17 protein-coding genes are annotated in these 18,293 nt (G+C 69.8%); 13 read left to right on the forward strand and 4 right to left on the reverse strand.

Annotation, left to right across the window (positions count from 1 at the left end):
• Positions 1-86 precede the first annotated feature (86 nt).
• Both CCO03_RS11830 and CCO03_RS11835 read right to left on the reverse strand, forming a co-directional pair.
• Positions 87-1,334: an alpha-hydroxy acid oxidase gene (locus tag CCO03_RS11830; RefSeq protein ID WP_087281276.1), complete on the reverse strand. Its 1,248-nt coding sequence runs from the start codon at positions 1,332-1,334 to the stop codon at positions 87-89.
• Between the two features lie 268 nt (positions 1,335-1,602).
• On the reverse strand, positions 1,603-2,283 hold the full coding sequence (locus CCO03_RS11835) for a Fe2+-dependent dioxygenase (RefSeq protein WP_087281278.1): 681 nt from the start codon (positions 2,281-2,283) through the stop codon (positions 1,603-1,605).
• Between the two features lie 147 nt (positions 2,284-2,430).
• On the opposite strand from CCO03_RS11835, the gene CCO03_RS11840 reads away from it, so the two are divergent.
• The 6 genes from CCO03_RS11840 (at position 2,431) to CCO03_RS11865 (ending at position 8,080) form a co-directional block, all read left to right on the forward strand.
• Positions 2,431-3,078, forward strand: coding sequence for a PepSY-associated TM helix domain-containing protein (locus CCO03_RS11840; protein WP_087281280.1), 648 nt, complete (start codon positions 2,431-2,433; stop codon positions 3,076-3,078).
• 54 nt (positions 3,079-3,132) lie between these two features.
• Entirely contained in the window at positions 3,133-3,717 is a 585-nt protein-coding gene (locus tag CCO03_RS11845; protein WP_087281282.1) for a DUF2271 domain-containing protein, read from the forward strand.
• 52 nt (positions 3,718-3,769) lie between these two features.
• Positions 3,770-4,585, forward strand: coding sequence for a DUF4198 domain-containing protein (locus CCO03_RS11850; RefSeq protein WP_087281284.1), 816 nt, complete (start codon positions 3,770-3,772; stop codon positions 4,583-4,585).
• A gap of 153 nt (positions 4,586-4,738) precedes the next feature.
• The gene (locus CCO03_RS11855; RefSeq protein WP_157667659.1) at positions 4,739-6,001 is read left to right on the forward strand and encodes an FAD:protein FMN transferase; all 1,263 of its coding nucleotides are present in this window, start codon (positions 4,739-4,741) and stop codon (positions 5,999-6,001) included.
• Positions 5,998-7,386 carry an NADPH cytochrome P450 oxidoreductase family protein gene (locus tag CCO03_RS11860; protein ID WP_087281286.1) on the forward strand — a complete coding sequence of 463 codons (1,389 nt, stop codon included), beginning with the start codon at positions 5,998-6,000 and terminating at the stop codon, positions 7,384-7,386. Before CCO03_RS11855 ends, CCO03_RS11860 begins: the two co-directional genes overlap by 4 nt.
• 118 nt (positions 7,387-7,504) lie before the next feature.
• Positions 7,505-8,080 carry an acyloxyacyl hydrolase gene (locus CCO03_RS11865; RefSeq protein ID WP_157667660.1) on the forward strand — a complete coding sequence of 192 codons (576 nt, stop codon included), beginning with the start codon at positions 7,505-7,507 and terminating at the stop codon, positions 8,078-8,080.
• Positions 8,081-8,239: 159 nt separating this feature from the next.
• Here the strand turns inward: CCO03_RS11865 and hslO are convergent, their stop codons facing one another.
• Positions 8,240-9,235 carry an Hsp33 family molecular chaperone HslO gene (gene hslO, locus CCO03_RS11870; protein ID WP_087281291.1) on the reverse strand — a complete coding sequence of 332 codons (996 nt, stop codon included), beginning with the start codon at positions 9,233-9,235 and terminating at the stop codon, positions 8,240-8,242.
• Positions 9,236-9,368: 133 nt separating this feature from the next.
• The gene (locus tag CCO03_RS11875) at positions 9,369-9,896 is read right to left on the reverse strand and encodes a gamma carbonic anhydrase family protein (protein WP_087281293.1); all 528 of its coding nucleotides are present in this window, start codon (positions 9,894-9,896) and stop codon (positions 9,369-9,371) included.
• A gap of 92 nt (positions 9,897-9,988) precedes the next feature.
• Here CCO03_RS11875 and CCO03_RS11880 point away from each other — a divergent pair, with 92 nt between their 5' ends.
• The 7 genes from CCO03_RS11880 (at position 9,989) to CCO03_RS11910 (ending at position 18,288) form a co-directional block, all read left to right on the forward strand.
• On the forward strand, positions 9,989-10,894 hold the full coding sequence (locus CCO03_RS11880) for a ferritin-like domain-containing protein (RefSeq protein ID WP_087281295.1): 906 nt from the start codon (positions 9,989-9,991) through the stop codon (positions 10,892-10,894).
• A gap of 130 nt (positions 10,895-11,024) precedes the next feature.
• Complete coding sequence (locus CCO03_RS11885) at positions 11,025-12,407, forward strand: glycosyltransferase family 2 protein (RefSeq protein ID WP_236903792.1); 1,383 nt, start codon at positions 11,025-11,027, stop codon at positions 12,405-12,407.
• Positions 12,404-13,300, forward strand: a complete 897-nt coding sequence (locus CCO03_RS11890) for a bactofilin family protein (RefSeq protein WP_157667661.1) — start codon at positions 12,404-12,406, stop codon at positions 13,298-13,300. The genes CCO03_RS11885 and CCO03_RS11890 overlap by 4 nt, the downstream gene beginning before the upstream one ends.
• Positions 13,297-14,307 (forward strand): hypothetical protein, encoded by a 1,011-nt coding sequence (locus CCO03_RS11895; RefSeq protein ID WP_087281301.1) that lies wholly within the window; start codon positions 13,297-13,299, stop codon positions 14,305-14,307. The genes CCO03_RS11890 and CCO03_RS11895 overlap by 4 nt, the downstream gene beginning before the upstream one ends.
• Positions 14,304-16,250, forward strand: a complete 1,947-nt coding sequence (locus tag CCO03_RS11900) for a polysaccharide deacetylase family protein (protein ID WP_087281303.1) — start codon at positions 14,304-14,306, stop codon at positions 16,248-16,250. The genes CCO03_RS11895 and CCO03_RS11900 overlap by 4 nt, the downstream gene beginning before the upstream one ends.
• Entirely contained in the window at positions 16,247-17,404 is a 1,158-nt protein-coding gene (gene wecB, locus CCO03_RS11905) for a non-hydrolyzing UDP-N-acetylglucosamine 2-epimerase (protein WP_087281305.1), read from the forward strand. Before CCO03_RS11900 ends, wecB begins: the two co-directional genes overlap by 4 nt.
• Positions 17,405-17,463: 59 nt before the next feature.
• Positions 17,464-18,288: a YaiO family outer membrane beta-barrel protein gene (locus CCO03_RS11910; RefSeq protein WP_157667662.1), complete on the forward strand. Its 825-nt coding sequence runs from the start codon at positions 17,464-17,466 to the stop codon at positions 18,286-18,288.
• Positions 18,289-18,293 lie beyond the last annotated feature (5 nt).

The raw sequence follows: 18,293 nt of genomic DNA on the forward strand, positions 1-18,293 counted from the left end.
CTCGCTCAGCTGCGCGCCCGCACCGGCCACGTCGCTTCTGCGCGATGCCGCGAGGCATGGCGGTGCCCATCGCCGGAGGAATGGCATCAGGCCGGCATGAGCAGGTGCGGCCCCGCTTGCGCCAGCTGCGCACAGCCTGCCGTCGCCATGCACAGCTCCAGCTCGGCGCGCAGCAGGTGGATGGCGTGCGCAACCCCCAGGGCGCCGGCCGTGGCCAGCGCGTGGATGTAAGGCCGGCCGATGAGCACGGCGCTGGCGCCCAGGCAGATGGCTTTGAAGGCATCCGTGCCACTGCGGATGCCGCCATCCACCAGCACCGGCGGGCAGCGCGTCCCCTGCGCCTGCGCCCAGTCCCGCACCGCCTGCACCACCGCCGGCAGCATGGCCAGCGTGGGTGGCAGCCCGTCCTGCACGCGGCCACCGTGGTTGGACACGATGAGCCCGTCGATGCCCTGCTCGAGGGCCAGGCGCGCGTCGTGTGCCGTCAAGATGCCTTTGAGGTAGATCGGCAGCGTCGTGTGCGCCCGCAGCCAGGCCACGTCGGCCCAGCCGGGCGCGGCGGCCAGCAAGGGGTGCGAGAACAGCGGGGAATCGGCCAGGCTGGGCACGGGATCCTGCATGCGCGTGTGCTGGCGCAGGTTCGCGGCGTCCACATCGGGCGGCAGCACGAACCCGCGGCGCAGCTTGAGGGGCGCATCCACCGTGACGACCAGCGCGGTGTAACCCGCATGCTCGGCGCGGCGCACCAGGTCCAGGGTATCGGCCAATTCCCGTTGAAAGTAAATCTGAAACCAGGGCATACCGGGCTGATTCGATGCAGCCTCCCCTCCATGCACCGTCTGTGCGCCAGGCGACTCGGGCCAGCCCAAACCCCGGCGCGCGGCGCGGGCCACGTCTTCCAGCGTTTCGCTGGCCTGGGTGCTGACCACGCAGCCTCCGCCCAGGGCCATGGCCGCCTCGGCGCTGGCCAGCTCGCCCTGCGGGTGCGCAAGCCGCTGGTAGGCCACGGGCGCCAGCACGAAGGGGTGCGCCAAACGCTGCCCCAGCAGCGTGACCGCCGTGCTGGCGTCGGCCAGGGGCTGCAGCACGCGCGGCAGCACCCACCAACGCGCGTAGGCCGCGCGGTTGGCCTGCGCCGTGATGCCGGCGCCTGCCACGCCGTTCACGTGCGCCCAGGCATCGGGGGCCATGCGCGGCTCGGCCAGGGCGGCGTAATCGTCCAGCTGATGCACCTGCGGCGGCACCTGGGCCAGCGGCGGCAGCCGCGTGCCGGCCGTGGCGCCAGCGGGAGGAGACACGTCGGTCGGACTCGATGACGGGGTTGGCTGGGTCATGTCGTGCTTCCCGCGCTTGCGGGGCGGTGGCAGGCGGGGGCAAACGCGGGGTGGCTGAGCGTCATGGCTGATGCAGGTGCTGGCGTGAACCGTGCTGCATCGACCGGGTGGCCGCACAGCGTCTGTACCAACCCAGCCGCATGCCGGCGACCTGCGAGGCCGGCTTGGCCAGCGCCTCCTGCACGGTGAACGCAATCCGCGGCACCGGGCGCCCTGAGGTGGACAGCCGTCCTCCTCGCCCGGCACGCCCTGCCCAGCCGGACCCGGCTCAGGTTGTGGACCATTGCCGCAGCAGGTTGTGGTAGACGCCCGTCAGCTGATCGATGGCCGCGTGCTCGGGGTGGTCCGCCGTCAGGCGCTGGATGGCGCGGTCGAGCTCCAGCAGCGTGCGGCGCTGCTCGTCGCTGGCGACCAGGCTTTGCGTCCAGAAAAACGCCGCATAGCGCACGCCACGCGTCACCGGGGTCACGCGGTGCAGGCTGGTGCCGGGGTAGACGATGAGGTCGCCCGCGGCCAGCTTGACGTTTTGCGTGCCGAAGGTGTCTTCGACGACCAGCTCGCCGCCCTCGTACTCATCGGGGCTGGAGAGGAACAGCGTGCTCGAGAGGTCACTGCGCACCTTGATCGCCGTGCCCGGGATGGTGAACAGCGCGTTGTCCACGTGGTTGCCATAGGTGCCACCGCCCTCGTAGCGGTTGAACCGCGGCGGCAGCACCTTGAGCGGCAAGGCCGCGGCCATGAAGTCGGGGTGGGCGCCCAGGCGATCGAGGATGAGGTTGCCGATCTGCCGCCCCACGGCTGAATCCAGTGGCAGCTGCAGGTTGCGTTTGACGCGGGCCGCCAGGTGGCCGGCCGTGGCCTTGCCGTCGGCCCATTCGGCCGCCTCCAGGGCCGAACGGCATTGCCGCACTTCGTCGGCGGTGAGCAACTGGGGAAGGTGGAGCAGCATGAAGGATGGGGGGAGCGCGAGCCAGACAAGGTCGCAGCAGGCCAGCAACGCGGCGGGGCCTCTGGTCGACCGCGAGACTTTACCTGCGCTTCACATCCAATGAAAACCATTCGTGTTTGGCGCCCCTACAATCCGGCGCTTCACACCATGACCGCGCCTGCTGCTTCCAGCCCCCGCCGGGCCTACTGGCTCAAAACCCTGCACGAATGGCACTGGGTGAGTTCAGCCATCTGCCTCCTGGCCATGGTGCTGTTTGCGGTCACGGGTTTCACGCTCAACCACGCGGCCGACATCGAGGCCAAGCCCCGCATCACGCAAGGTGAGACCACAGTACCCGCCGCTTTGCTCGACACATTGAACGCAGAGCAGGCCAAACTCCCCCAAAACGGCGCACACCGCACGCCGGTTCCCGCGGCCTTGGCCCGTTGGCTGGCGCACACCTGGCAGCTGGACGCCAGCGGCCAGGAGGCCGAGTGGTCGGACGGCGAACTCATGGTCTCGCTGCCCCGGCCCGGTGGCGACGCCTGGGCCCGCATCGACCTGGACGCGGGCCAGGCCGAGTACGAGCTGACCGACCGCGGCTGGATTGCCTACTTCAACGACCTGCACAAGGGCCGCCACACCGGCTCGGCCTGGCGCTGGTTCATCGACGTCTTTGCCGCCGCCTGCCTGGTGTTCTGCATCACCGGGCTGTTCATCCTGAAGATGCACGCTGCCAAACGCCCCTTCACCTGGCCCATGGTGGGCCTGGGCCTGGTGGTGCCGGCGGTGCTGGCGCTGCTGTTCATCCACTGACGACCCTCCCGCCGTCCCCCCACCTCTCCCCTTTCCCCTGATCGAAAGTCCCCCATGCAGTTTCGATTCGCTCACCTGTCTGAACGCGGCCTGCCCGTGCCCCCGAACGCCCGACTCCCTCGCCTGGCCTCGCTGCTGCCGCTGGCGCTGGGCGCGGGCCTGGCCACACCGGTGCTGGCCGGCGGGCTGGACCTGTCCCTCGAGCTGCCGCGCCTGAACGTCTCCGAATACCACCGGCCCTATGTGGCGGCCTGGATCGAAAAGGCCGACAACACCGTGGTGTCCACGCTCACGGTCTGGTACCAGACGCGCGAAACCGCCGAAGGCCACGGCACCAAATGGCTCAAGGACATGCGCCAGTGGTGGCGCCGCACCGGCCGCGAGCTCACGCTGCCCATCGACGGCGTGTCCATGGCGACCAAGCCCGTGGGCAAGCACCAGCTCAGTTTCAGCGAAGGCAGCAAGGCGCTGCCCAACCTGGCAGCCGGCAGCTACAAGCTGGTCGTCGAGGCCGCGCGCGAAGTGGGCGGGCGCGAGGTGGTCTCCGTGCCCTTCGACTGGCCGCCCAAGCAGGCCACCACGCTGGGCGCCGCGGGCAAAGAAGAGCTGGGCGACATCCGCCTGACGCTCAAGCCCTGACGCCCATCCACCCCGATTCCCTCACCCACCCCGAAGCCTTCCGGAGGCCTTCATGACGCGTCTTTCCTCATTTCGCCCCGCCCTGCTGGCCCTGGCCCTGACCGCCGCTGCCGGTGTTGCCCAGGCCCACAACGCCTGGCTGTTGCCCGCCAGCACCGTGCTGTCCAAACCCGACTGGGTGAGCGTGGACGCGGCCATCTCCAACTCGCTGTTCGTGGCCGACCACGCCGCCATGCGCCTGGACAAACTCGTCGTCACGGCCCCCGATGGCCGCGCCGTCAAGCCCGAGAACCTGACCCAGCTGAAAAAGCGCAGCGTGTTCGACCTGAACCTGGAACAGGCCGGCACCTACCGCATCAGTGTCGTCAACCAGGGCCTGTTCGCCAGCTGGAAGGACGCGGCCGGCCAGACCAAGCGCGCCCGCGGTTCCGCCGACACGCTGGCCAAGGACATCCCGGCCGATGCCAAGGAGCTGCAGGTCACCGAAAGCCTGGGCCGCAACGAGAGCTTCATCACCGTGGGCAAGCCCTCGGCCCTCAAGCCGCACGGCAGCGGCCTGGAGCTGAGCTTCGTCAACCCCGCCGACGCGACCGACCACGTGCAGGGCGAGCGCACGACCTTCGTGGTCCTGCTCGATGGCCAGCCCGCGCCCGGCATCGACGTGGACATCACGCGGGGCAACACGCAGTGGCGCGACAAACTGGGCGAACGCACGTTCAAGACCGACGCCAAGGGCCAAGTGACCATCGACTGGCCCGAAGCCGGCATGTACTGGCTGGACGCCAAGACCAGCGACGACAAAACCAGCCTGCCCCAGGCCAAGCAACGCCGTCTGAGCTACTCGGCCACGCTGGAAGTGCTGCCCTGAGCATCGGAGCCAGCGGCTTCGCCCCCTAAGGCTGCGTGCGCGGCCCATGCCAGGCTGCACGCCCATCCAAACCGGAGTATCCGCCTACTCCCGTTTTTCAATGAACGGGAACATAGTCATACTCGACATATCCACTTTTTCCCTGCGCCTGCTGTGACTGCCCCCAAGCCCCCGGTGCCCGCCGCACCCGAAACGCCCCATTTCGGCCAGCGCCTGGGCGGCTGGGGCAGCTTGGGGCGCGGGCGCGCAGGCGCCTCCTTCGACGCCGGGTACGGCGCCTACGCCCTGGTGCCGCGCCCACGTGCCGCCGATGCCGCCAGCCTGCAGACGCTGCAGGGCGAGACCATGGGCACGCTGTGGCGGCTGCGCTGGGTCAACGTCGACATGCGCCCCCTGGCCGATGTGCAGGCCCTGGTGCAGGCGCAGCTGGACCTCGTCATCGCCCAGATGAGCCATTGGGAGCCGACCTCGCTCATCAGCCGCTTCAACCGCGCCGCGGCCGGCACCCGCATGGCGCTGCCCCCCGCGTTCGACCACGTGCTGAACGCCGGCCTGCACTGGGCACGGCGCTCGGGCGGGGCGTTTGACCCGGCCGCCGGCCGGCTGGTGGCGCTGTGGGGCTTTGGCCCGCATGCCGCAAGCCAGCTGCCGCCCACACCGGCCGAGCTGGCGGCGTGGCAGGCCGGCCCGCATTGGACGGCCCTGCGGCCCGCGGCCGCATCCTCAGCCGAAGAAGACCCACCGGCCACCATCACCCCGCCTCGGTGTGAAGCGCCACCTGAGGCGATGCCGCTCCCCCACACCTTGGCCACGCCCACCCCGTCGACACCGGGCCGGCAGGCCACGGGCGCCGACACGCCCCTCGAAACGGCTTCGGGTGAGGCCCGCGCTCCCCTCACCCAGCCCGGCGGCCTGTGGCTGGACCTCTCGGGCATCGCCAAGGGCTACGCCGTGGACGCGGTGAGCCAGGCCCTGCAGGCGCACGGCCTGGACCACTTCCTCATCGACATCGGCGGCGAACTGCGCGCCTCGGGCCGCCGGCCCGATGGCCGCTGCTGGCGGGTGCAGCTGGACGCGGGGGACGACACGTCGGCCCCGGAAGTGATCGAGCTGAATCACCGAGCCGTGGCCACCTCGGGCAACCGCTGGCACCGGCACGTTCATGGCGATGACCAGTGGAGCCACACCGTGGACCCGCGTTCGGGCCAGGCCAGCCGCTCGGCATTGCGCGCCGTCAGCGTGCTGCACGCCGAGTGCATGCACGCCGATGCCCTGGCCACCGCCCTCTGGGTGCTGGGCGTGGACGAGGGCCTGACGTTCGCGCAGGCCGAAGGCGTGGCCGCCCGGCTGGTCGACGCGCAGGGGCGCGTGCACCTGTCGGCGCATTGGCCGCGGCCTCAGTCGGGCACGCAATGACCGCCCGCCTCATGCTTGCGCTGGCCCTGGTGCTGGCCTACGCCGCGGTGTGCGCCCGCATCGCCTGGCGCTGGCGTCAGGGCCAGGCCGACCAACGCGCCCGTGTGCAGGCCGTGTCCGATCCGCGGGCGCGCACGCTGGTCGTGCATGGCAGCCAAGGCGGCACCGCCGAACAGCTGGCCCTGCAAACCGCCCAGGGCTTGCGTGCGCAGGGCCAAGCCGTGCGCCTGCTGGCCCTCAATGCCGTCACACCCGCCACGCTGACCGGTCTCGACCAGCTCTGGCTCGTCGTCAGCACCTATGGCGAAGGCGACGCCCCCGATGGCGCCAGCGTGTTCGCCGACGCCGTCATGGGCCAGCCAGACGCGGCCCACGTCGCGCCCTGGCCTGCGCTGCGGTTTGGCGTGTTGGCCCTGGGCGACCGCCAGTACGCGCAGTTCTGCGCGTTTGGCCACCGCGTGCATCGGTGGTTGGGTGCGCGCGGCGCGCAAGCCGCCTTCGCCCCCGTCGAAGTCGACAACGGCGACCCCGCCGCGCTGGCACGCTGGCAGGCCTTGCTGGGCCTGGCCGAGGACGATGTCGGCCTGGCCGGCGCGCCCTTCGCGCGGTGGACGCTGAGCCGGCGCGAGCACCTGAACCCCGGCAGCCAGGGCCACCCGCTGCACGCCCTCACCCTGCTGCCCGCCGACGGGCCGCTGCCCACGTGGCAAGCCGGCGACCTGCTGCAGCTGCTGCCCGAGGGCGACGAGGCGGGTGAGGCGGGCAAGCGACCGCGCGAGTACTCCATCGCCAGCACGCCGGCGCAAGGGAGCGTATGCCTGCTGGTGCGGCACGCGCACCAGCAGGACGAGCAGGGCCAGTGGCACCAGGGCCTGGCGTCGAGCCAGCTGTGCGGGCTGCCGCCGGGCAGCACCTGGCGTGCGCGCATCAAGCCGCATGCCGGCTTCCGCATCGGCCCCAACGCGGAGCGCCCGCTGGTCCTGATCGGCAATGGCTCCGGCCTGGCCGGCCTGCACGCCCACATCCTGGCCCGCGAGGGCCAGGCCGCCCCGTGGCCAGGCATCTGGCTGATCTACGGGGAGCGCCAGCGCGCCCACGACGCCGCATACGCCCCGACCTGGCAAACCTGGCTGGACCAGGGCCTGCTGAGCCGGCTGGACCTGAGCTATTCACGCGACGGCGAGGCTGTGCGCCACGTCCAGGACCTGGTGCGCCAGCAGGCGGACCGGCTGCGCGACTGGGTGGCACGCGACGCCGCCATCTACGTCTGCGGCAGCCTGCACGGCATGGCGGGCGATGTGGACGCCGCCCTGCGCGCCGTGTTGGGCGACGGCGAGGTCCGCCACATGCTGGCGGCGGGCCGCTATCGGCGAGATGTATATTAGGCCGCAGCGACATGTCCACGCCCCCCACGGCCCGGCTCCTGGCCGGCCATGCGGGGTGTTCACATGCCGATGCAACCCAGGCTTGAAACCTGCAACCCGAGTCACACGGCGCCCTGCCATGAAGCACCTTCTGCCCACTCCCCCCCACTCCTCCACCCGCCTCGTTCAGGCCCTGGCCGCGCTCGCCGTGGCGGGCGCCAGCCTGATGCCGACGATGGCGCATGCGCTCGACCTCAGCTTCGTCTACGCCAAGGGCAACCGCCACAGCATCGAGAAATACGGCGTGATCGCCGGCTGGCAGCACCCCAACCTGCTGTGGCAAGGCCAGGCCTGGCAGGTGCAGCTGCGCCACGAGGTGGAGCTGGCGACCTGGCGCACGGACACCGTGCCCGACCTCTATGAATTCGGCTATTCGCCGGTCTTCCGCCTGCAGCGCAACACCGGCAACGTGCCCAGCGGCTTCTACGTCGAAGGCGCGATCGGCGTGCGCCTGCTCTCGCACACGCGCATCCACACCGACACGACCATGAGCACCGCGTTCCAGTTCAGCGACATGATCGGCACCGGCTACCAGTGGGGCGACAACGGCCGCCACACCGTGGGCCTGCGCTACGTGCACCTGTCCAACGCCAGCATCAAAAAGCCCAACCCGGGCATCAACTACACCACGCTGTTCTACCGCTACACCTTCTGACGCCGCGAGGCGGGCGTGCGGGCGGGGTTCAAATCCCCCGCCCAGGCCAACGCCATGGCGCAATGCAGTATGGGCCGGTTTCCGTTCAGATTTGAACTGAAACCGGCCCATACTGCATTCAAACTCGCCGCAGCGCGGCTTCAGGCCCTCAGCGGGTGCTCAGTGCACATCGTCCGAGGTCGGCGGCGTGAATGCCGAATCGGCAAACAGCGCCTCGGCGTCGATGGGGTCGAACACGTACTGCTGACCGCAGAAATCGCAGCCCACCTCGACATGGCCCCGTTCCTCGACGACGGAGCGAATCTCGTCCTGGCCCAGCGAGCGCAGCATGTTGACCACGCGCTCGCGGTTGCAGGTGCACGCAAAGCGCGGACCGGCATCGCCGCCCTGCACGCCCACCTGGGGCTCGAAGCGCAGCACCTGCTCTTCCCAGTACAGCCGCCGCAGGATGGTCTCGGCGTCCAGCGACAGCAACTCGTCGCGCGTGAGGCTGCGCGTGAGCATGGCGATGCGGCGGTAGTGCTCGTCGGGGTCGTGCTCGGGGTCCGGCAAAGCCTGGCCGGCCAGGTTTTTCTCGCCTTCCACGGGCAGGCGCTGGATGAGCAGACCCGCCGCCACCTGGCCGTCGGCCGCCAGCACCAGCGTGGTGTCCAGCTGCTCCGACTGCTGCATGTACTGGCTCAGCACGTCGGCCAGTGCCGGCAGGGGCTCGCCCTCGGCGTCGACCAGGCTCACCACGCCCTGGTAGGGGTGCTGGCCCGGCTGGCGCCCCAGCGGATCGAGTGTGATGGCGCAGCGGCCTGCGGCCGAGCCAGCGCTGACCAGCTCGACGAAGCCGTCGTCGGCCCCCACCGGCCCCACCACCTTGGCGGTGGCGCGAAACGCGAGATCGGGCTGCACGTCGACCACGGCCAGCTGAACCCGGCCATGGCTTTGCACCTGCAGGATCACCGAGCCATTGAACTTGATGTTGCTTTGCAGCAGCACGGCGGCCGCGCTCATCTCGCCCAACAGGCGCTGCACGGGCACGGGGTACGGGCCCGTTTCGGTATTGGCGGCGCGGCGGCTCAGCAATTCCTGCCAGCCATCCGTCAAACGCACCAGCATGCCCCGCACGGGCAAGCCATCAAACACAAACTTATGCAATTCAGACACGCGGGAGTCTCTCGTTAGCGGCGGCCTCACACCCGTGACGCCATCCTCAGGCAAACATGCCAAGCCCGTCCAGGTGAGGCCTGGGCGCGCGATTGCAAGGACCGCCGGGCTTGCGCTCCCGCACGGATCCGTTTCACACGTCCACGCGGCGCAGGCCCTTGGCGAAACGCTTCGCATTGTCCATGTAATGCAGGGCGCTGCGGCGCAGGCCCTCGATTTCCTCGGGCGAGAGCTGACGCACGACCTTGGCCGGACTGCCCAGTATCATGCAGCCATCGGGAAACACCTTGCCCTCGGTCACCAGGGCGCGGGCGCCGACCAGGCAGTTCTTGCCGATGACCGCGCCATTGAGCACGACCGCGCCAATGCCGATCAGGCTTTCGTCCCCGATCGTGCAGCCGTGCAACATGACCTGGTGCCCCACGGTGACGTGCTTGCCCACGGTGAGCGGCTTGCCCCGGTCGGCGTGCAGCACGCTGCCGTCCTGGATGTTGCTGCCCTCGCCCACGGCGATGGTGTCGGTGTCACCTCGCAGCACCGAGCCAAACCACACGCTGGCGTGCGCGTCCAGCCGCACATTGCCCATGACCTGTGCATCGTCGGCCACCCAGGCCGTGTCGGCCACCTCGGGCGTGAGTTCATCCAGTGCGTAAATCGCCATCGCGGGTTCCTCTCAAAAGCGGCAAGCTTACGCAAGCCCGGCGGGGCCCGCTGGCTCGGGCGTGACCGAGCGACCTTTCTAGAATCCCGGCCATGGATTTGCGTCACGCCGCCCTGGCCGCCCTCGCCTGTGCCGACCCCTTTGAAAAAGCCCAGCTGGCCCAGTCGCTGCACACCCGCATGGCACAGGCTTGTGCCGACTCTGTGGCCGATGGTGGCCACGCCGAAAGCGAGATCGAGGCTGGCCTGCCGCTGAACCGGAAGGCCGACCTCTGGGCCCAGGCACAAGCCGGTGATGCCGCGCTGCAGGCGCTGGTGCAGCGCGCACCGGGCCGCCCCGCCCGCCCTGCACTGGTTCACCCAGGCAGAGTACCGCGCCGCTCACCGAATTCAGCCAACGGCAGAGCCGCCTTACTCCATGCCATTTGCCACATCGAATTCAACGCCATCAACCTGGCGCTGGATGCCGTGTGGCGCTTTGCCGGCATGCCGCTGGCCTTTTACCGCGACTGGCTGCGCGTGGCCGCCGAAGAGGCCAAGCACTTTCACCTGCTGCATGCGCACCTGCAGACCACGGGCCACGCCTATGGCGATTTCGACGCCCACGACGGCTTGTGGCTGATGTGCGAGAAAACGGCGCACGACATCACCGCCCGCATGGCCCTGGTGCCGCGCACGCTGGAAGCGCGCGGCCTGGACGCCACACCGCTGATCCAGACGCGGCTGCGCGCCGTGGGCACGCCAGACGCGCTGGCGGCCTGCGACATCCTGGATGTCATCCTGCGCGACGAGGTCGGCCACGTGGCCATCGGCAACCACTGGTTTCGCTGGCTGTGCGCGCAACAGGGTCTGGAGCCGGTGGCGCACTACGGCACCCTCGTTCACCGCCATGCGGCACCGCGCCTCAAGCCGCCGTTCAACCTGGCCGCGCGCCAAGCGGCGGGCTTCACCCAGGCCGAACTCGACTTTCTGCTGGCGGACTTTGGGCCGCCACCGTGACATATCTGCTTTAGACCGCTTTCGATCGCCCTGCATGCGTGTCCGACTGTAATTTCCTGCTCCTTTTGAAGTACCTTCCGCCCCCACCACCGATTACACCTCGGAGGTTTAGGCGTTGGAGTTCGGGAACATGCAGAAAACATGGTCAGTCTGGGGACTGGCAGGAATGGTCGTGGTGGCGGCAGGCGGCTTGCTGCTGGCGGGCCTGGCGCTGGAGGTCACGCTCGGCCTGCTCGCGGTGATCGTGGCCTTGCAGGTGCTCTACACCACACGGCATTACGTCTTCACGCTCAACCGCCTGTTCCACACCCAGCCCTCGCTCTACGCCGCCATCGATTCGGGCGATTGGCCGCACGTGACGGTGTTCATCGCCGCCCACAACGAAGAAGCGGTGCTGTCGGGCTGCATCGAGGCCTTGCTCAAAGCCGACTACCCGGCCGACCGCCTGTGCATCATGCCCGTCAACGACCGGTCGACCGATGGCACGCGCGCCATCATCGACCGCTACGTGGCCCGCCACCCAGGCCGCCTGACCCCGTTCCACCGCGAAAATGGCCCGCCCGGCAAAGCCGCCGCCCTGGCCGATGCCACCGACCTCGTCGTGGTCCGAGGCGACTCCAGCCTCATCGTCGTCTTTGATGCCGATTACCTGCCCGAGCCGCAACTCCTCAAGCAGTTGGTTGCGCCCTTCTTCGACCCCGAAGTGGGCGCCGTCATGGGGCGCGTCGTGCCCCAGAACGCCGGCACCAACCTGCTGACCCGGCTGCTGGACCTGGAGCGCTCGGGGGGCTATCAGGTCGACCAGCAAGCCCGCTACAACCTGGGCGCCGTGGCGCAATATGGCGGCACCGTGGGCGGCGTGCGCCTGGCCGCACTGGCCGATGCCGGTGGCTGGCGCCCCGACGTGCTGGCCGAGGACACGGACCTCACCTTCCGCCTGCTGATCAAGGGCTGGCAGACCGCCTACCTGGGCTATGCCGAGTGCCACGAGGAAGTGCCCGAAAACTGGTCGGTGCGCTTCAAGCAGATCAGCCGCTGGGCCAAGGGCCACAACCAGGTGCTGGCCAAGCAGCTGTGGCCGATGCTGAGCCAGGGCGGTCTGCACTGGACCAGCCGGGTCGACGGTGTGGCCCTGCTCGGTGTGTTCCTCATGTCGCCCCTGCTGGCCCTGGGCTGGCTGGCCACCTCGGCCCTGGTGCTGTTCGGCAGCGATCTGGGCATCAACGCCAACCTGGCCATCTGGCTGTTCATCGGTGCCGCCAGCTTTGCCTGCCTGGGCAACTTCGCGGCGTTCTTCGAGGTCGCGGCGGCCGTGCACCTGGACGGCAGTCGGCAGCGGCTGCGCCTCATGCCCTTCCTGCTGGTCGGCTTCCTGGTCAGCGTCGTGGCCGTCACCAAAGCCACGCTGGACGGCTTCGTGCTCGATCGCCTCTTGCGCAGAACCTTCACCTGGGACAAGACGGTGCGCTACCGCCAGGCCCTGCCGCCCGTTGAGGGCCCCTTGGCACCATGATGGACCTGACCCCGCTGGCCTGGCTCGCTGCAACGCTGCTGACCTTCGCCGTGCCGCTGTGGCCGGCCTGGCGTGAGCTGCGCGAGCGGCACGATGCCGCGCCCCTGGCGGTGGAGGGCCTGGCCGACTGGCCACTGGAGGCCCACCTGGGCCAGGCCAACCGCTGGCCGCTGCTGACGGCCATGCCGGCCGAAGCGGACAGCACCGATGGCCTGGCGACCTTGAGCACCGAGGCGCCGACCCTGGTGGGCCGGCTCAAGGGTGCGACGCGGCTGATCGCCCCGCTGCACGTGCGCGCCCTGGCCTGTGACCAGGCCGTGACGCTGGAGGGCGGTGCCCAGGTCAGTGCCGTGCTCGTGGCCCGGTCCCTCACTTGCCTGGGTCAGGTCCTGCTGCCCCATGTCGTCGAAGTCACCGACACCGCCACCCTGTCGCCGGGCTGCCGCTTCTTCCGACTGAAGGCCCGCCACATCGGTCCCATGGCCCCCGCCGTGCAGGCGCAGCGGATCACGGGCCAAACCCGGCTGCAATCGTTCGGCCCACTGCGCCTGTCCGCGGGGCACGTCCTGGCCCGCGACTGCGTGGTGCATGGCGACGTGGTGCTCGAAGCCGGCGCGCAGCTCATCGGCAGCCTCAAGGCCCATGGGCGCGTGCTGCTCGAAAACGGCGCCCAGGTGCATGGCCACCTCTTCGCCGTGGACGCCATTCAGCTGGGCGAAGGCGCGTTCGTGGCCGGTCACGTGGTCAGCCAGTCCTACCTGCGGGTGGGCGCACACAGCCAACTCGGGACCGACACCAGCCCTGTCACCTGCACCGCGCCGCAGATTCGCCTCAGTGCACTGGCGCGTGTGCACGGCAGCCTGAACGCCACCGGCATGGGGATCGTGCGATGACCCGTTGGACGCACCGACTCTGGAGCCTGGGGCTGGGCCTGCTGCTGAGCGGCAGCAACGCCTTGGCTCAATCTGCCGCCTCGCCAACCGGCACCGAGCCGGCGGGCCCGGCCGCCTTCCGCACGGCCGATGGCGCCTACCAGACCCTCAGAACACCTGAGTCTGCCGAAGGCGCCTCGGTGGACCCCTACTTCGTGAACAAGGCGTTCATCGTCCGCCTGGAAGCGGGGCTGGACGAACGCCAGCCCCTTCGTGACTGGCTGAACTGGCTGTTGCCCCGGCAACGCGCCGACGGCGGGTTCGACCGCTACTGCCGCCGTGACCCGGGCTGGACCGCCTGCCAGAAGGCCGATGCCGACGACAGCATGGCCGCCACCACGCTGCACCTGATCACCCTGGCCCGGCAACGCGGCTGGCTGGACGAGTCGCTGACCCCGCGGGCCAATGCCGCCAGCGCGCGTGCCCGGCAGTTGCTGGCCACCCTGCTGGACCGCCGGACCGGCCTGTACCGCGTGTTTGCCGGGCAGGACCTGTTCCTGCTCATGGACAATGCCGAGGTCTACGACGCGCTGGTCGTCAGCGGCCAGCGGACCGCCGCGTCGGCCCTGGCCACCGCCATGCGCCGCCATTTCCACACCGGGCACGACTGGGCCCCGTCGCTGACGCCCTACGACCGCCGGTCGTTCTACCCGCACGACCTGGCGCCGGCCTACCTGTGGACCAACGGCCTGATTCCTCCGGCCGACGCCGGGGTCGAGATGGCCGCCTGGGTCGCCCAGCACAGCTCAGGTTGGCTGAGCCGCCAGTCCGATGCCTACCCCTGGGGCTTGGTCGCCTGGCAGATTCGCCGCGCCGCGCCGGCCATGGCCGCATGCTGGCGCGCCGCCATCCGGCAGAACCCGCCAAGCGCCACCCACTGGACGCTGCTGGACGCCAGCGTCGACCAGGCCTTGGCGCACATCGGCGTGGGCCAGACCTGTGCGCTGTTGCCCCGGAGCACGCGATGATCACCCGCTGGCGTCTCGTCCTGCTGGCCGTGCTGGCCGGGCTGGTCTCCACCTTGCTGGCCTGGCGCCAGGCCGAGGAGTCGCGATCCACCGTGGACACCGGGCGCCTGGTGCTGTTGCTGCCCTCCGGCGAAGACAGCGCGGCCCCCTGGGTCCAGGTCTGGCGCGATGCCGCCAGCGAACAAGGCCTGCTGCTCACGCCCCTGCCGATCAACCTCTGGGCGCGGCAGGTCAGCTATGGCCGCCATCCCGGCGCCGGCGTCATCCTGCCCGACACCTACCACCGTCGCATGGGCGAAACAGCGGCCGCGGCGCTGGTGCAGTACGTGAAGCGCGGCGGCCACCTCATGCTGGTGCAGGATGGCGGCCTGCGGGACGAACAAGGCCTGTACCTGCAAGGCCCTGCGCGCCTGAGCCAGCTGGCTGGCGTGGAATACGGCAACTACAGTGCGCTGGGCGCGCGCATGGGCGATTTTCTGGAGGTGCGCGGCACGCCCCAGGTCCTGGAATCCCTGCTGATTCCCCCCGGCCGTTACCAGCCCGTGGCCGCCCGCCACCTCGCCGCTGCATCGGACGCCGAGAGGGATGCTGACGACAGCGAAGCCACCCAGCCGGCGCCGAGCGGGTCCGATGTCAGCCCCATCGCCATGCCCACGGCAGCGCAGTGGTCCCAGGCCAAGCTGGCCCAGGTGTCGGGCTACGCCGCCACGGCGGCGCGCTTTCCCATCCTGCGCACCGGCCCTGCGCGAGGCACCCCCTTGCTGACCACGCCCGAGGGGGACGTGGTGGCCCAGCAGTTCTCATCGGGCGCAGGCACCACCTTGTTCGTCAACCTGCCACTCACGCACCTGAGCCAGCAGACCGACGGGCTGTTCCTGCACGGCTTTTTGAAGTACTTCGGGCGCGACCTGCTGGGCCTGCCCTCGCTGGCGCCCACGCCACGCAACCAGGGCATCTTCATCGTCAACTGGCACAACGACGACCGGGCCGCCATCGGCTACCTGAGCACGCTGCAGGCGGCCGGCCTGTTCGACCATGGCCACCAGTCCATGCACTTCACGGCCGGCCCCGACGTCGAGCGCGTCGGCGACGGGCTGGGTATGGACCTGCCCCACAACCCCGAGGCCCAGGCCATGGTGCGCCAACTGGCTGCGCAGGGGCATGCCATCGGCAACCACGGCGGCTGGCGCCACAACGATTTCGGCAAGCATGCCGACACCGAAACGCAGGCGGCGTATGAGCCGCTTCTCGATCAAAACAACAAAGCCATCACCGCCATACTGGGCCATCAACCGATTGAGTATTCCGCCCCTCAGGGCAACAACCCGATCTGGGTCTACGACTGGCTGCAACAGCACGGCAACCTCGCCTACTACACCACCAGCAACATCGGCATGGCCCCCACCCGCCTGTGGATGGGCAACCGCCGCATGGGCGGGGGTTGGGCATTCCCCGTCATGACCAACGGCACCATTGCGTCGCCCGAGGAAGCCTACTTCCAGCGCATGCCGACTGCCGACTTCTCGGCCTGGCTGCAGGAAACGGCCCGGTTCGTCGAAACCGAACGGCTCATGCGGCTGAGCTACTTCCACCCCATCGGGGTCGTGCTGTACTACCTCCAGCCCGTCAAGGACTACATCGACCGCATCCAGACCTGCGCCGATGCAGGCCACTGCCGCTTCATGTCCATGACCGAGGCCGCCCGTTTCATGACGCGGCGCGAGCAGGTCAGCTGGCAGCTGGCCACGCACGGCAAGCAGGTGACGCTCGAGGCGCACCACCCCGACAGCCTGCGCGACCTCGTCTGGCAGATCCCCCGCAACCGCTACACCGCCGTCACGCTGAACGCTGGCGATGCCACGGTCGTGCCAGATGCTCAGCACTTCACGGTGACGGTGCGCGACGGCCGCGACCTGAGCCTCACCTTGACCCCGACACCATGACCCACATGCCTCCCCCTTTGTCGCCCGCCGTTGCGGTCGTGACCGGCACGCGCCCCGAGATCATCAAGATGGCCCCCGTGGTGCACGGCCTGCAGGCCGCCGGCATCCGTGTCGAACTCATCCACACCGGCCAGCACGAAGAAATGGCCTGGCCGATCTACGACTTCTTCGGGCTCACGCCCCAGCACGTGATCCAGCTGGAGCGCAACGAGCTGGGCCTGCCCGGCCTGGCCGCGCAGCTGCAGACGCGCCTGGCGCAGACCCTGCATTGCCTGCGCCCCGCCGCGACGCTGGTGCACGGCGACACCAGCAGCGCGGCCATGGCGGCCCTGGCGGCCGCGTTCAGCCAGATTCCGGTGGGACACGTCGAGGCCGGCCTGCGTTCGCACCGCATCGACGAGCCCTTTCCCGAGGAGATCAACCGCAGCCTGATCGGCCGGGTCGCGCGCTGGCACTTTGCCCCCACCGACCGGGCGCGCGACAACCTGCTGCGCGAGCACGTGCCGGGCGAAATCGCCGTGGTGGGCAACACCGTGGTCGATGCCGTGCACTACGCCGCCGCCCAGGTGCGCGGGCGGGCGCAGCAGGGCCCGGCCATGGCCTGGTGGCAGCGGTCCGGCCTGACGCAGCTGGTGGTGGTCACCGCCCACCGGCGCGAGAACTGGGGCGCCCCGCTGCAAGACATCCTGGCCGCCGTGCAGGCATTGCTGCAACGCCAGCCCCTGCTGGGCGTGGTCTGGCCCGTGCACCTCAACCCCGTCGTGCGCGATGCCGTGCAGGCAGCGCACCGCCAGGCGCCGCCCGATGTGCAGCGGCGCTGGCACCTGTGCCAGCCCATGGACTACCCCGAAATGGTCGAGCTCATGGACGCCAGCACGCTGCTGCTGACCGACTCGGGCGGCATCCAGGAAGAAGGCCTGTCCTTGGGCAAACCCATCCTGGTGATGCGCGAGGTCACCGAACGCCCCGAGGTCATCGACTGTGGCATGGGCCAGCTGGTGGGCACCGACCCCGCCCGCATCGCCCAGGCCTGCGACGCCCTGCTGAACACCCCCCGCTCGCTGGCCACCCCGCCCTCCAACCCGTTTGGCGATGGCACCACCGGCCAGCAGATCGCCCGCCTGATGCACCACGCCCTGTTTGCCACCGCATGAATTCCGTCATGACCCCGACCCGCTGTCTGCGCCCCCTTGCGTTTAGGCGCGCCCTTGCCTTGGCTGCAGCCCTCGCCTGCGCCGCCCCAGCCGTCCTGGCCCAGACCCCAGCGGCCCAGATCCCGGCGGCGCCCGATGCCGCCGCCTCTGCGCCCGAGGCCCCTCTGCGCGGCCGCGTCGACCTGGGCCTGTCCGGCGCCCGACTGACGGCGGGCGAAAGCAACTGGTTTGACCAGTACGCCCGCGGCTTCGTTGTGGTGAAGCCTGGTACCACCGTGAACTGGGACCTGAACCACGAACGCCACTTCGGCGAGCGCGGCACCGTGGGCGCACTGGCGCTCACCCAAGACCTCAGCCCCCGCTGGTACGCCCTGGCCGGCATGAGCTTCGGCTCCGCCAGCTTCCAGGCCAAACGCCGCGTCGACCTGGGGCTGTACCGCAAATGGGGTGCCGACCAGCGCTGGGTGACCGGGCTGGTCTACATGAACAGCCGCAGCAACGACGACATCCACCGCGACCAGGGCCTGACCGCCTCGCTGGCCTACCACGCCCCGCGCAACTGGGTCGCCGAGGGCGGCCTGGTGTTCAACCGCTCCAACCCCGGCTCGGTGACCGGCACGCGCGGCTTCGTTGCCCTGACGCAGGGCCGCGAAAAATCACACTACCTGGTGCTGCGCCTGGACCACGGCAAGGAAGCCTATCTGCCCGAGGCCGCGCTGCAGTCGCCCAGCCAGGGCAACGTGGCCTTCAACTCCACCGAGGCCACGCTGCAGTGGCGCCAGTGGGTTGGCCCCCGCTGGGGTTACACGGCCAGCGTGCAGCACTACCGCAACCCCTACTACCGGCGCCATGGCATCGCCATGGGCCTGTTCTTCGACTTCTGACCCCG

It is taken from the genome of Comamonas serinivorans (assembly GCF_002158865.1).
In the GTDB taxonomy this organism is placed as follows: Bacteria; Pseudomonadota; Gammaproteobacteria; order Burkholderiales; family Burkholderiaceae_C; genus Comamonas_E; species Comamonas_E serinivorans.